The organism is Streptomyces sp. NPDC001020 (genome assembly GCF_053599115.1).
Genome location: NZ_JBSFLQ010000026.1, coordinates 95,620 through 109,616 on the forward strand (window position 1 = coordinate 95,620; position 13,997 = coordinate 109,616).

General features: G+C 67.2%; 12 protein-coding genes and 1 pseudogene. 8 read left to right on the forward strand and 5 right to left on the reverse strand.

The genetic code is table 11. From position 1 onward, the window contains the following. The first annotated feature begins 71 nt into the window (after positions 1-71). A complete protein-coding gene (locus ACWDEX_RS24205) occupies positions 72-560 on the forward strand; it encodes an ester cyclase (protein WP_450465953.1) in 489 nt (162 codons plus the stop codon). A gap of 243 nt (positions 561-803) precedes the next feature. After that, the gene (locus tag ACWDEX_RS24210) at positions 804-1,112 is read left to right on the forward strand and encodes an ester cyclase (RefSeq protein WP_450465983.1); all 309 of its coding nucleotides are present in this window, start codon (positions 804-806) and stop codon (positions 1,110-1,112) included. Positions 1,113-1,355: 243 nt separating this feature from the next. On the opposite strand, the gene ACWDEX_RS24215 is transcribed toward ACWDEX_RS24210, so the two are convergent. After that, on the reverse strand, positions 1,356-1,583 hold the full coding sequence (locus ACWDEX_RS24215) for a hypothetical protein (RefSeq protein WP_450465955.1): 228 nt from the start codon (positions 1,581-1,583) through the stop codon (positions 1,356-1,358). Positions 1,584-2,010: 427 nt separating this feature from the next. Between ACWDEX_RS24215 and ACWDEX_RS24220 the strand changes: the two genes are divergently transcribed. The 3 genes from ACWDEX_RS24220 (at position 2,011) to ACWDEX_RS24230 (ending at position 4,489) form a co-directional block, all read left to right on the forward strand. Further along, on the forward strand, positions 2,011-2,838 hold the full coding sequence (locus ACWDEX_RS24220; RefSeq protein ID WP_450465957.1) for an alpha/beta fold hydrolase: 828 nt from the start codon (positions 2,011-2,013) through the stop codon (positions 2,836-2,838). 563 nt (positions 2,839-3,401) lie between these two features. Beyond that, a complete protein-coding gene (locus tag ACWDEX_RS24225; protein WP_450465959.1) occupies positions 3,402-3,605 on the forward strand; it encodes a hypothetical protein in 204 nt (67 codons plus the stop codon). 17 nt (positions 3,606-3,622) lie between these two features. Continuing rightward, on the forward strand, positions 3,623-4,489 hold the full coding sequence (locus tag ACWDEX_RS24230; RefSeq protein WP_450465961.1) for a tyrosine-type recombinase/integrase: 867 nt from the start codon (positions 3,623-3,625) through the stop codon (positions 4,487-4,489). Positions 4,490-4,863: 374 nt separating this feature from the next. On the opposite strand, the gene ACWDEX_RS24235 is transcribed toward ACWDEX_RS24230, so the two are convergent. Both ACWDEX_RS24235 and ACWDEX_RS24240 read right to left on the reverse strand, forming a co-directional pair. Then, complete coding sequence (locus ACWDEX_RS24235) at positions 4,864-5,115, reverse strand: IS3 family transposase (protein ID WP_450465963.1); 252 nt, start codon at positions 5,113-5,115, stop codon at positions 4,864-4,866. Between the two features lie 361 nt (positions 5,116-5,476). Beyond that, entirely contained in the window at positions 5,477-7,240 is a 1,764-nt protein-coding gene (locus ACWDEX_RS24240) for an MOSC domain-containing protein (RefSeq protein ID WP_450465965.1), read from the reverse strand. Positions 7,241-7,923: 683 nt separating this feature from the next. Between ACWDEX_RS24240 and ACWDEX_RS24245 the strand changes: the two genes are divergently transcribed. After that, positions 7,924-8,763: an IS5 family transposase gene (locus ACWDEX_RS24245; RefSeq protein WP_450465967.1), complete on the forward strand. Its 840-nt coding sequence runs from the start codon at positions 7,924-7,926 to the stop codon at positions 8,761-8,763. Between the two features lie 930 nt (positions 8,764-9,693). Here ACWDEX_RS24245 and ACWDEX_RS24250 read toward each other — a convergent pair. Both ACWDEX_RS24250 and ACWDEX_RS24255 read right to left on the reverse strand, forming a co-directional pair. After that, positions 9,694-10,272 (reverse strand): SigE family RNA polymerase sigma factor, encoded by a 579-nt coding sequence (locus tag ACWDEX_RS24250; protein WP_450465968.1) that lies wholly within the window; start codon positions 10,270-10,272, stop codon positions 9,694-9,696. Between the two features lie 251 nt (positions 10,273-10,523). Next, positions 10,524-11,054 carry a peptidoglycan-binding domain-containing protein gene (locus tag ACWDEX_RS24255; RefSeq protein WP_450465970.1) on the reverse strand — a complete coding sequence of 177 codons (531 nt, stop codon included), beginning with the start codon at positions 11,052-11,054 and terminating at the stop codon, positions 10,524-10,526. 405 nt (positions 11,055-11,459) lie between these two features. On the opposite strand from ACWDEX_RS24255, the pseudogene ACWDEX_RS24260 reads away from it, so the two are divergent. Both ACWDEX_RS24260 and ACWDEX_RS24265 read left to right on the forward strand, forming a co-directional pair. Then, positions 11,460-13,583, forward strand: a pseudogene (locus tag ACWDEX_RS24260) (nSTAND1 domain-containing NTPase); the annotation flags it as partial. Between the two features lie 307 nt (positions 13,584-13,890). After that, positions 13,891-13,997: transposase (locus ACWDEX_RS24265; protein WP_450465984.1), on the forward strand; the 107-nt coding region annotated here is incomplete at its 3' end.

The following is a 13,997-nucleotide window of genomic DNA, read 5'->3' on the forward strand; positions in this document are numbered from 1 at the left end:
TCTCTGCCGCCACCAGCAGCAAGCCCACCGAAGCCCCCGCCGCCACCGCAACCGCCCCCAGCAGGCGCGGAATGATCGCAACTCTCTCTGGCCTCGGCGCCGGAGCGGCGCTCGCCACCGCCGCTCCGGCCCATGCCACCCCTGACTGCCGGAGCTCCCCGCACTCGCCACGGCAGGTCGCGGCGGCGTTCTACGCCAGCTACAACGGGGACCTGGCCGCCGGATTCGAGCGGTACATCTCCAAAGACCTCGTGCTCCATGGATTTGACGGGCCCAACGAGCGTTCGGCTTGGGTGGCAGGCGACCTCGAGCTCAAGGCGTCGCTGACCGGATACCGCCTGGACGTGTTCGACCAGATCGCCGAGGGCCCCAAGGTCGTCACCCGCTGGAGCCTTGGCGGCGTCCATACGGGGACGATTCTGGGCATCCCTCCGTCAGGCCGAGAGGTCCACCTCAGCGGCATCTCCATCGACCGCATCGTGGGCGGCCAGTCCGTTGAGCACTGGTCGGAAGGAAACTTCGGCCGCTTCCTTCAGATCCTCCGTGGCGAGGATGCCTGACATACCGCCACCAGCTCCGCCCCACTCCCATAAGGGTGCAGGCGATCCCCTCCGAATCCACCAGGAGCACTACATGAATAAGCCCATCGGCCGACGTGCCGTGGTCGGCGGCGCGCTCGCCGGCGGCACCCTGGCACTCGCGTCCGCCATCCCCGCCACCGCTGCGACCGGATCCAGCCCCAAGCGCATTGTGAAGGTGTTCTACGAGAGCTACCGCCTGCGCGACCTGCAGGGGGCCGCTACATCCACGCCGACGCCGTTATGCACGTTCCCGGCTTCGACCGGCAGTCCTGGCTGGAGATGGACAGCAAAATCGTGGCCGCCTTCGACGGCCTCGCCATCACCGTCCTCGACCAGCTCGCCGAAGGCGACAAGGTCGCCACCCGCTGGGCACTGGGCGGACATCACACCGCACAGTTCCTCGACATACCGCCGAGCGGCCGCTACGCCTCGTTCACAGCAACCACCGTCGACCGGGTGAAGGACCACAAGATCATCGATCACTGGTCCGACGCGGACTTCACGGCCTTCCTCCAGCAGTTGGCCGCGTAGATCCGAACCCCTCCATGCGGCCAGCCGCCGTGCTTGGCATCCCTGTCAGGATGCTCCGCCCGGTTGCGAGGGTGACGTCCTCAGCCGCCCGGGCAACCGGGGGCCGGGGGCGGCAACGGAGAGGCCGACGTAGTGGAAGGAACGTACGGGCTTGGTGGAACCGTCTCCGGGCGGTCTCGGCAGGTGGTGTATCCGCCGTCGACGGACGGGACGGTTCCGGTCACGAAGCTGGAACGCGGGGAGTCAGAACGTGCTGAGCGCGGCCTCAAAGGGTGAGCCGGGTCCGGTGCGGTACCGGCCGAGGGCCTGGCGCGGGTCACCGGGCGGGATGAATGCTTCGAATCCCAGAGTGAGTTCGCCGGCGGCGGGGTTCAGGAACATGAAGCGGGCCATGTTCCACTCCCACGCTGGGAGGCCGTCGAAGCCGGGGCAGAAGGTGCGGGCCAGACCGCCGTACTCCCGTCCATGCACGAGCGCCGCTCCGGGCAGATCGTCAACCTCGCGTCCACCGAGGCCAACCGGGTGACCCCACCGGCGTCGTCCACTCGGCAGCGAAGTACGCAGTGCACGCAGTGTCCGAGGGACTGCGCACACTTCTTCCCAGCCGCCAGGTGTCCAGTGCGGCCTGGGCACGCTGCTACGCACAACGCCGATCGCCCTTGATTAACAGGTATTCACCACAAAATGCCTGCATCAACTAGTTCGGCTAGCGTGATGACGGCAGTCAGTGTTCGCATCCCTGTGTGACCGCGCCCGCAGCCGACTGGCTCCCGCCACACGGCTCCGCGGTCGGACGAGACCGTGGCCCAAGCGAACACAGGCTCCATAGCGCTCAGCGGTGCCGGGCTTCCCGCGGTCGTTGTGTCCGGCCCCCACCCAGCGAAAGGATCCTGTGAGCATGTCTTCCGTGACCACAAAGGACGGAACTTCGATCTTCTACAAGGATTGGGGCAGCGGCCAGCCGGTCGTGTTCAGCCACGGCTGGCCGTTGAACGGCGACGCATGGGATCCGCAGGCCAAGCTGGTGGCCGACAACGGCTTCCGGGCCGTCGTGCACGACCGGCGCGGGCACGGGCGCTCTTCACAGACCTGGAACGGCAATGACCTCGACACCTACGCAGACGACCTGGCCGAAGTGATCGAGAAGCTCGACCTGCGCGACATCATCCTCGTCGGTCACTCCACCGGCGGCGGCGAGGTGACCCGCTACATCGGCAAGTACGGCACCGGCCGGGTTGCCAAGGCCGTCCTGCTCGGCGCGATCCCTCCGCTGATGCTGAAGACACACGCCAATCCCGAGGGCCTGCCCCTCGATGTGTTCGACGAGATCCGCCAAGGCGTCGCCACCGACCGCTCGCAGTTCTACGAAGACCTCAGCGCGCCCTTCTACGGCGCCAACCGTCCCGGTTCCCAGGTGTCGCAGGGCACCCGCGACGCGTTCTGGCTGTGGTCGATGCAGGCAGGCATCAAAGGCGCCTACGACTGCGTCAAAGCGTTCTCCGAGACCGACCTGACGGAGGATCTGAAGCGTTTCGACATTCCGACCTGGATCGTGCACGGCAGCGACGACCAGATCGTCCCGATCGTGGCCGCCGGCGAGAAGTCGTCGAAGATCGTCAAGGGCGCCAAGTTCACGGTGTACGAGAGGGCCCCGCACGGACTGTCGATGGTAGCCCCCTTCAAGGACAGGTTCGACGCAGACCTGCTGGCCTTCTTTCGCAGTTGACCGACGGGCCAGCGGCGGCCGATCGCGCGTGCGGGCCGCCCCGGGTGCGCCTCACTCGACCCTGTGGCCCTGGCCCCCGACAGCGCAGGATATAGCCGTGGTGCTCGTGGCCACGGCCGGTGAGCATGGGCAGCAGGGTGAAGATCCTCGAGGAGGTGGCGCCGTGGAAGAAGAGCGGGGCGATGCTGTGTGTGTCCCAGCCCACGGCCCTGACTCTTCACCCTGTCCGGCGCCACCGCGTGACTACCAGGTGGTGACGAACCCGCCGTCGATCGTGACCACCCTGGGCGGCAGGCCCCCGCCGCCTGAGTACCGGCTGCGTCGGGCCCAACGACCGGGCCGAGCTGTCTCGTCACTGACGCGGTGAACGGATTGCAGTACGGCGTACGGCGTGACGCCACGGGCATCGGCCAAATATGATGGATTTGTCCTCTTCCGTGGCAAATGAGAGGCCATGTCATGGATGGAATTGCCGACATGGGAGGCACCCAGGGCTGGGGTCGTGACCGTTGTCCGGGACGGTCGTTACCCCACCCGAGTAGCCAGCGGGTGGGGAGATCGGGATGTACGTGCGTCGGGTCGTGGGGACGGGAGCGCGTCGTGAGACGTACACGGTCGTGGACGGCGATGGGCGGGTCGTCGAGACGGTGGACGACTACCTCGCGCTGTGTACCGACGCGGAGCATTCGCCGAACACCCTGCGGGCCCGCGCCTTCGACCTGAAGGCGTGGCTGGTCTTCCTGCAGCTCCTGGGCTCGATCCGCTGACCGCGTCTCCTGAGCACGTGGACCAGTTCGCCGACTGGATGCGCCGCCCCGTCCAGCCCGGCCGTCTGCGCTCGGCGGACATGGACAGTGGCCCGGCGCGGGAGGCATCGACAGTGAACCGTGCGCTGAACAGCGTCTACATGTTCTACGAGTTCCTCGCCCGCCGCGGTGTCGGCATGGGTGCTCAGCTGACCCACCGCCGGGCGACCTCGATCGGTGACCACGGCGGCTTCCTCGCGGGGATCGCGGAGCGGCAGGTCACCGTCCGGCCGACACGGCTGGAGCAGACCAAACGCCGACCGCCGACGCTGACCGACGCCGAGGTCCAGCAGGTCCTGGACGCCTGCGACCGGGTTCGCGACCGGCTGCTGATGGCCTTGATGTTCGAGACGGGCTGCCGGATCGGCCAGGCGCTGGGGCTTCGCCATGAGGACATCAACACCGACCGGCGGACGCTTACCCTGCGGCCGCGCGAGGACAACGCCAACCGGGCACGGGGTAAAAGCCGCGACCCGAAGGAGATCCCGGTCCGGTGCACGCTGCTCGACCTCTACACCGACTACCTGTTCGCCGAGTATGGCGAGTTGGACTGCGACTACGTGTTTGTGAACCTGTGGAACGGCGTGGTCGGCACGCCGATGGGGTACTGGGCGGCGATGAGCCTGGTCAAGCGGCTGCGACGGCGCACGGGCATCGACTTTCACCCACATCAATTCCGGCACACCCACGCGACCGCGCTCCTGCGGGCGGGCGTCCGGTTGGAGGTGGCGAGCGAGTTGCTCACGCATGGCTCGGTCCGCACCACGGCCGAGATCTACGGGCACCTCGACATCGACGACCTCGCCGAGGAACTGGACCGCGTCGGCTTCAGGGGCTCGCGGTGAGCGCCGACGGTGGGATGGCCGCCGTCGTCCCATTCCCCGGAGACCCACGGGCCGCGGCCCTGCTGAACGTGGTGCGCACAGAGTTCCGCGTCGAATGCTTCATGCCGCGCGCCGGGCACTTCCTCGCCTCGACTCCATGCAGGATCAGCAGCTGTCTACGGAAGAACGCTTCGCGGGGGTTGTGCGCCGAGCACGACGTGGCCTGGCGGAAGGCCGGCCGACCGGACCGCGAGGAATGGATGGCGGACCCGGCGAACTGGCCGGGCGGGCTGAGCCTGGACGTGGCATCGGCGTCACCGAGTACGCCGCCGCGGCTCCGGTCCTCGCTCGCCCGGCCGTGGGGCCGTGCAGCTTCCCCGCCTGCGGCTACGGCATCAGCCGCCACCAGCTGTGCGACGGCCACCACTACCGCTGGGAGAAGATCGGCCGACCTCCGCTTGCAGGTGTTCGGCCGCTGCCTGGTTGGCGTAGTGCTTCTCCTCGAACTCGATCGGGCTGAGGCAGCCGAGCCGTTTCTGGATGCGGCGGGGGTTGTAGAAGCCGTCGATGTATTCGAAGATCGCGAGGTTCGCCGCGGCTCTGGTTGTGAAGACGCGGCCGCGGATGCACTCGGTCTTGATCAGCATCCACAGCCGACCGAGCCCATGGATGCTTGAATTCCCGCTCTGACCAGGCGTGTTGTGAGCTTGATGGATGTGTATTTGGTGCCGTGGTCGGCGTGGTGGACGAAGGTGGGAAGTAGGCGAACCGTCCGGGTCCAGTCCGTACGGCCACTCTTCTCTTACCCAGGTAGGTGCGGAGGTCATTGTCACGGGAGTGCGGCTCATCCTGTCCCTGCCCGCAGCCATCGCACCGAGCCACATGTGTCCCGCCGGGCGGCCTCGCGATTACTCGACGTCGGTCTTCCACACATGGCGAGCGGACGAGGTGCGGGGCAGGAAAGGCACCGCGGAGGAGCGGCTGGCAGCCCGTGCAGTTGGTGGTCCGCTATAGGTCGAGGACGGCTTCGGTGGTGGGTTGGCTGCAGCAGACGAGGATGGTGCCTGCTTCGGGGAGTTCGAGGGGTGGGGTGGTGTAGGTGACGTCGCCTGCCACGAGGTGGGTGATGCAGGTGTGGCAGACGCCGGTGCGGCAGGACCAGCGGGTGGGGATGTCGCACGCTTCGGCGAGATCGAGGAGAGTGGCGTGCGCGGGTGACCAGGGGGTGGTGATGCCGCTGCGGGCGAAGGTGATGAGGGGCCCGGTGCCTGTGGGGCCGGGTGGTTGGTGCGGTCGCACGGCGACCGTGGGTGCGACGCCGGGGTTGATGGCCGGGAGGGCGCTGAATTGCTCCGTGTGGATCTGCTCCGGGCTCAGGCCGCGATCGCGCAGGAAGCTGCCGAGGTCGTCCATGAAGGCCGATGGTCCGCAGAGATAGGCGTCGGCGTCGGTGGGGATGCCCATGGCCGCGAGTGACGGGACAGTCGGACGCCCCTGGGTGATGTAGGGCTCGTCGCGGTGTGCCGTGGCTTCGGCGGTGTAGTAGATGTGCTCGTGGGCGCAGGGGAGTTGGGCCAGGAGCGCGTGGGCCTCGTCAGCGAAGGCGTGGTGGGCACGGTCATGGGCGGTGTGGATCCACCAGACGGGGCGTGGGTCTCGTGCGGCGGCGAGTTGGTGAAGCATGGCGAGCACGGGAGTGGCGCCGATCCCTGCGGAGATGAGGACGATCGGGCAGGTGCCTTCTTGGAGTACAAACGTTCCGCGGGGGCTGGCGATGTCCACGAGGTCCCCGGGACGCAGCGTGGCATGGATGTAGCCGCTGACTTTCCCGTGGGGCTCGTGCTTGACGCTGATGCGGTAGGTGTCGGCGGTGGGGGCGGAGGACAGGGAGTAGCTGCGCACTGCGGGGGCGGCGTCGCCGACGGCGAGGCGGATGGAGAGGTACTGGCCCGGGCGGGCCTCGGGCAGGGGTGTACCGTCGGTGGTGTCGAGGTAGATCGACGAGACGGTGGGGGTCTCGGGAACGATGCGGGCGACGCGCATGGTCTTGAAGCCCGGCCATCCCGGTTCCTCCCTGGGCTGCTGGGTGGCGGCGCGTTCGCCCGGCCATCCCGGCTCCTGTTTGGGCTGCTCGGCGGCGGCGAGTTCACGGAAGGACTGCTGCCATCCGGGGCTGAGGGCGGGGATGTTCAGCGCTTTGCGCAGCTTCGCCGGGTCGCGGTCGGGGAGGTAGAGCAGTGCGTCGGTGTCGGCGACGCTGAGTTCTTCTGGGCCCTTGCGGGTGAGGGTGATCTCATCGCCGGCCTGGACATGTCCCTCGGTGATCACGCGCAGGTAGAAGCCGGGGCGGTGGTGGGCGACCAGGAGGGAGGCCATGGTGGGTTCGCCCAGGCGCATGCCGACGCGGTAGCAGGTGACGCGGGGCTGGGTGACTTCGAATTCGGCTTCGCCGATGCGGTACCGGTCGCCGATGCAGACTTCGTCGTCGGGCAGGCCGTCGACGGTGAAGTTCTCCCCGAAGATCCCGAAGGTCAGGTCGCCACGACCGAGGTGCTTTTGCCAGTACTGGTAGGACTGCAGCTGGTAGACGAGGACGGCTCGAATTTCACCGCCGTGTCCGGCCAGGTCACCTTGACCGTCTCCTTCGACGTTCAGCCGCCGCACCATGTGAATGCCGTGTACGGGGGATTTCCACGCCCCGGTGTGGACGGTCCTTCCCTGCCAGGAGACGTCCTTGGGCATTCCTACGTTGACGGACAGCAGCGTCGCCATTGCGGACCTCCTCCGGGTGGTCGGCTGGGGCAGCCCCTCATGGCGCTGTGATCTGTGCGCTGGGGCCGATCCTAGTTCTTGTGCCGGTGCCGCTGCGATTCCGTGATCACGAATCTTGGTGTATTCGCTGGGATTCTTCGCGCGGAGGGCGGTGCGGACGCCGTGTCCATTTGCTCTTTCTGGGCGGATCATTCGTGGCCTGCATGCTCGCAAGGTGGTGGCGCTGCGTCGTGCGCACGAAACTGATCACATGGAGTATGGGGGTGACCCAGATACGAGTCAAAGGGGCAATCTTGAGGTTCTGACCGGCGTCCGGGCTCACTCGGTGCTGTTGGCGTCCTCGGCGAGGATGCGGTAGACGGTGGCGACCGAGGGCCGCTTGCCCTGGTTCTTGCCCGAAGTGATGACCAGCTTGCGGGCGATTTCAGGGACGGGGATCCCGTCAGGGCGGATGCGTTCTCGTGGGAATTTGGAGATGGTTTATATCGGTAAATAACTTTCACGGCCGTCAGACTTGAGGCGTTTGCCTCATACGCGCACCCTCGATTCCATCGAGCTTCGAACTTGGCCGCCCGTTTGCTCCGGTTCTCGGCGTATGAAGTCTGTCTGGTTTGAAGATCGGGCAGAAACGCCCAGCAGCAGCGGAACGGCGCCGTCCGCCGCATCCATGATCACGCTACGGCGTGAGCCAGCGGAAGCCTTACCCCAGCGACCTGTCCGACGCCCGGTGGGCCTTAATCGAGCCGACGCTGACGGCCTGGAGAAAGGCTCGCCTCGACCGCAGGCCCACCGGGCAGCCGGCCAAGGTCGACCTGCGCGACGTATTCAACGCACTCCTCTACATCAACCGCACCGGAATCCCCTGGAAATACCTCCCGCAAGACTTCCCCAACCACGGCACCGTCTACGCCTACTACGCCGCCTGGCGCGACGAGGGAATCCTCACCCAGCTCAACTACGACCTGACCGGCCTGGCCCGCGTGAAGGAAGGACGCAAGCCCGAACCGACCGCTTCCGTGATCGACACCCAGAGCGTGAAAACCTCCACCAATGTGCCCCTGACCAGCCAGGGAACCGACGCCGCCAAAAAGATCGTCGGCAGGAAACGAGGCATCCTCACCGACACCATCGGACTCATCCTCGCCGTGACTGTCACCGCCGCGAGCCTGTCCGAGAACGCCGTCGGAATCCAACTCCTCGACCAGGCCAAGAAAACCTACCCGACCATCTCCAAGAGCTGGGTCGACACCGGCTTCAAGAACGCCGTCATCGAGCACGGCGCCAGCCTCGGAATCGACGTCGAAGTCGTCAACCGAAACCCGGGAGTTCGCGGCTTCCACGTTGTCAAAAGGCGCTGGGTTGTCGAACGCAGTATTGGCTGGATCATGCTGCACCGGCGCCTCGCCCGAGACTACGAGACCCTGCCAGCCAGCTCCGAGGCCATGATCCACATCGCCTCGATCGACAACCTCACCAAGCGCATAACGGACGAGACGACACCCACCTGGCGAGGAACTTACTAGGAGATAAAGGGCAATCCACCTAGATCAAACGCCCGCTGACATCCCGTTGCGGGCCGCTTTTGCCCATGTCCTGGCTGGAGTTGAAGGTATGGAATGGGCGGGATGGGCGGCGCGGACGCAGCCGGGGATCGGGGCGTGCTCGCCGTGTTGCGCGTTGGGGTCGCCGCAGCGCTGGGCCCCAACGGTGTGGCGGTTTTTGGGTCAGGCGTCTTCGGGGCGAGGGGTGGGTCGGCCCCTGCGCATCCGTGTACCTCAGTGCCGCGAAGAGGGCGTCACTTGCCGGGCAGCTGCTGCTTACGACGGCCAGGCCCGGCGGAGGGGTGGTTGCCTCCAGCAGGGCGTCCCGCTGACGAATCAGGGCCCCGTGGATCTGCTTCGACACGGGCTCTGGAGAGAAATCAGTGCGACTCGAAGCCGTGCTTGCGCCCTGTCGAGACCAGATCCTCCAGCCCCGGCCGATGCCTCGGCTTCGTTGTCCAGGTGAAACCGCGGACCGTCCGCGTGTGATCAGATTGCGCAAGGCCGACCTTGGGTGTCGCCTCGGTAGCGACGTCGAAGAGGCTCAACCCGACCACCCACCGGTCAGCTTGACCAAGCTCCGCAGACCTCTGCCCCAAGGTGCTGACGCTGGATGGCGAGTGGCAGCATCGAACCCGCAATGAGGCTCGACGTGGCCACCCGGAGACCTCCTGCTTCCTGGTGGCGGCCGCGGCCCGTCGACGCCCTCGGGCGGTGGGTGGCTCATTCCGAGGGCCAGTCGCCACTCGCTGCCGGTAAGGCGGGACCAGATCGTTGATGTGCCACTCAGCCGTCCACCGACTCGTCCAGCTGTCCCGCAGCACCAGCCGCCTACAGGCCTCGTTCAGGTGCCCGTATGTCGACATCAGCTCGTCCAAGACACACGCGTCGGAACGGCCCCGCAGCGGATGATCACAACTGGCGCCGGGGATGCGGTGCCGCTCGCGCATCAAACGTGCCCTGCTGGCCGGCCGCCGGGCATCCATGGTCGGCGGCTGACGCCGATGCGGTGTCGGGGTCGCGGCGCTGCAATTCCTTGCGGAGCCGGGCGAGCGCCCGGTGCAGAGTGCTCTTGACCGTTCCAGGCGCCATGCCGAGGGCGGTGGCCGTCTCCTCTGTGGTCATCTGCTCCCAGTGCCGCAGCACCACGACGCTGCGTTGTTGGGGCGCCAGCACTCGCATGATGTCGATCAGCAGCGTGCGGTGGGCGTGCTGCTCGGTACAGTCCCCGACGGGCGTGTCCGGGAACTGCTCGATGGGCAGCTCCTGGAGCTTCTGGGCCCGCCACCACTCCGTGCGAGTGTTGATCATGACGCGGCGAACATAGGCGTCCGCGAGCTGCTTGTCCGCTATGTCATCCCAGCGGCCATATGTTCGCAGCAGCGCGGTCTGCAGCAGATCCTGAGCGTCCAGCGGATCGGGGACCAGACGCCGGGCCCTGCGCAGCAGAGCGTCATGCCGCGTACGCACGTACTCATCGAAGTCCAGCATCGGGTCAGGGCGTGTACGCACATGCACGGTTGGATGCCTTTCGTGGATGGCCGTGAACGGCAGGAGAACCGCGGCGCGGCCGATGCATACCCCCGTAAGACATCGGCCGCGCGTCGTGCGGTTTACCGAAGAGGAACTCGTCACCCGGCCCGCGGTGTCCTCTGCATCGGCGAGCGAGGCTCACAGCGGCACATGCCGGCCTGTCACCCCTCGCGCGACCGCGAGGGGTGCACGAGAGAGGCGGGTAGGGTTCAGCTGCAGGTCCGGTAGTCGTAGCCGGCGATCCGTCCGTTGCCGGCACCGTCGTAGAAGTGATACCGGCCCTGGTCGTCTCGGCTGACGCTGATCACATGGGCGGCACCGATGTACGTGTCGACGGCTCCGTCGCCGTCTGTGTCCCGCAGCCAGTCGCCCGCCTTTGCGAAGGTCTCCTTTCCGACCACCCCGTCGGGGCTGGCCTCCCAGTCGCTCTGCCACGCCTTGGTGGCTGCCTTGGTCTTGGAGCCGAAGACGCCGTCGATGTCCGAGGCGGAGGTGAGGTTGCCGTCCGCCCAAAGAATCTTCTGCCACAGGCAGGTGGCGTTGGAGGCCGTGTTGGTGCCCGTCGACAGGATGCCCTCGTCGTCCCAGTCGTTCGAGAAGGCACCGGCGCCGTAGACGTAGGCCTGACCGCTATAGGTACCGCTTGCGGAGGCCGGGGAGGCGCTCAGCGCCAAGGTCGCGGCGGTCAACGCCCCGATCGAGCATGCGATCAGCTTGGCCCGCGTCATGCGTGAAGTCACAGTGCTGCTCCTTTGTCGTGGTTCCGATTGCCTCGAACGTGCGCGGCGACGAGCAGGGCCGGCGCCGCGCAACTCGCTGCGAGGCCTTTCGTCATCGAGTTCAGCGGGTCGGGGATTGAATGGGCAGCCGGATTTACCAACCTGATCAATGGCTGCATTGCAGGTCACGGGCACGGCGTTGGAGCGCTGACTGAAGAAGGCGCATCTGGCTTGCTCTGGTGCCGTGGGCTGCGTAGCTTCTCGGGCCACAGTGCCGCGTCCCCGGGGAGGCGGGGCGGGGGAGGGGATCTGTCGATGGCAGGGCGCCGTGAGAGTCCGCTGGATCCGAATGCTGGGCCGGTCGCGCGGTTCGCGTTCGAGTTACGCAAGCTCCGTGTGGAGGCAGGGAGCCCGACGTATCGGACGATGGCGCAGCGCGCGGAGCAGGGGGCGAGCACGCTGTCGCAGGCGGCGGCGGGGGAGCGGTTGCCGACTCTGCCAGTCGTGCTGGCCTACGTACGTGCGTGTGACGGTGATGTGACCGAGTGGGAGACGCGGTGGCGTGATGCGGCTGCGGAAGCGGCGGCTGAGCCGCGCACCGAGGATGAGGGGAGAAAGCCTCCGTACCGGGGACTGGCGCGTTTTGAGCCTGGCGACGCCGATGTGTTCTTCGGCCGTGACGAGTTGACCGAGCGCCTGTTCCAGCAGGCCTGTTCCGGCCGATTCACTGCGGTGTTCGGCCCGTCGGGCAGCGGCAAGTCCTCCCTGCTGCGCGCCGGCCTCATCCCCTGTCTCCGTGCCCTGGATGTGGCCGGGCTGCGTCCGGCCGCCCTGCGCGTGCTCACTCCCGGCGAGCACCCCTTGCGTACCCATGCCGAGCGCCTGGACCCGGCTGACGGGGACGGCGACACGTGGCTGATCGTGGACCAGTTCGAAGAGCTCTACACCCTGTGCACCGATCCGGGTGAACGCGCTCAGTTCATCGACCAGCTCCTCGCCTGCACCGACCCGGCCAGTCGGCTGTGTGTCGTGATCGCGGTACGCGCTGACTTCCTCGGCCACTGCGCCGAACACCCCGCCCTGACCGCCGCGCTGCAGGACGCGACCGTGCTGGCCGGCCCGATGACCGCAGACGAGTTGCGGGAGGCGATCGTCAAACCTGCCCAGACTGCTGGGCTGATCGTGGAACGGGACCTGACCGCCCGCATCGTCGCAGAGGTCGCCGGCGAACCCGGCGCGCTCCCGCTGATGTCTCACGCCTTGCTGGAGACATGGCACCGCCGCAAGGGACGAGCCTTGACCGAGGCCGCGTACGAGGCGATCGGCGGTCTGCACGGCGCGATTGCCCGCACCGCCGAAGACCTCTACCAACGCTTGACCCCTGCCCAGGCCGAGCTGGCCCGGCGCCTCCTCCTGCGCCTGATCACTCCCGGTGACGGAACCCCCGACACCCGCCGCCCTACGCCCCGCACTGAACTCGACTTCGCCGATACCGCCGACACCAGCACCGTCCTGGACCGCCTTGCCGGCGCCCGGCTGCTTACCGTCGACGACGCGACGGTCGACCTCGCCCATGAAGCCCTGATCACCGCCTGGCCGCGGCTGCATGCCTGGATCGACGCTGAACGTGACCGAATGCGCCTCCACCGTCAGCTCACCGAGGCCGCCGACGCCTGGCAGGGGCTCGGTCGTGACCCGGGAGCCCTATATCGCGGCGTGAGACTCTCAGCGGTCGAGGAAGCGTTCGAGGTGAGCGGGTATCGTGCCGCACTCACCCTGCGGGAAGAGCAATTCCTCACCGCCAGCCTTGAGATGCGCCGTCAAGAACAGCGGGCGGGTGCCCGCGCGGCCCGAAGGCTGCGCGTCCTGATCGCGGTGCTGTCCGTCTTGAGCCTGATCACGTCCGCGACCGCCGCCATCGCCTTACAACAACGGGCCAGTGCCCGCACCGAGCGCAACACCGCCATTTCCAATCGGATCATCACCGAAGCCGACCAGCTGCGCGGCACCGGTATATCTGGAATGTCTCCGCAGGCCCAAGATGTCTCGCTCGCGGCCAGGCTGGACATCGTCGCCTACCGTATGCGGCACTCTCCGCAGGCTTATTCGAACCTGGTCACGGCCACGACCGCCGTGCTGTCCACGACCCTCAGCCGTGAGGCGGACTCGGTCAAAAACGTGGTGTTCAGTCCGCGTGCGCAGGTCCTGGCTGCCGTGGAGGCAGGTGGTTCCGGTCCGGCCCGGGTGCAGTTGTGGAACACCGCATCCGCGCATCCCGAGCGGTTCGGGCACCTTCCCGGCGACCGCCGTAGCGAAGTCACCGCGGTGGCGTTCAGCCCCGACGGGCGCACCCTGGCCGCTGCCACAGCTGCAAGCCGGGGCCGCGATACTGACACCGGCACTCCGGTAAAGCTTCAGCTGTGGGATGTGACCCGGCCCGCACACCCACACCTGGTCGGTACCAGTGCTCCCATCCCCGACAGGGTCGACACGGTGGTCTTCAGCCATGACGGGCGGACCCTGGCCACCTCGGGCGACAGTGGCAGGATCCGGCTGTGGGACGTAACCGATCCGGTCTCGCCCCGGCTCCTCAAGCCTCTTCTTCCCGGCTTGGGTATCGGCACCGGCTTCGTAGCCTTCGCCCCGTGGGGCCCCGTGCTGGCCACGGTGGAAGGTGATCGAGGTGGCACAGTGCGCTTGTGGGACGTCGCCGACCCCCGGCACCCCCGCCGTGTGGGCAGCTTGCCGTCTCATAAGAGTGCGGTACGTGACCTTCCGTCCAACTTGTCATCACTCGATGGTGTGACGTTGAGGCATTGCTGCCGGTCAGGCGTTCGGAGGTCGCTTGGGTTGTGGCATGAGCATGCGCAAGCCGTACCCGAGCGATCTCACCGACGAGCAGTGGGAGCTCGTTGAACCCGTGATCACGGCGTGGAAGGCCCGGCATCCGTCGGTCAGCGGGCA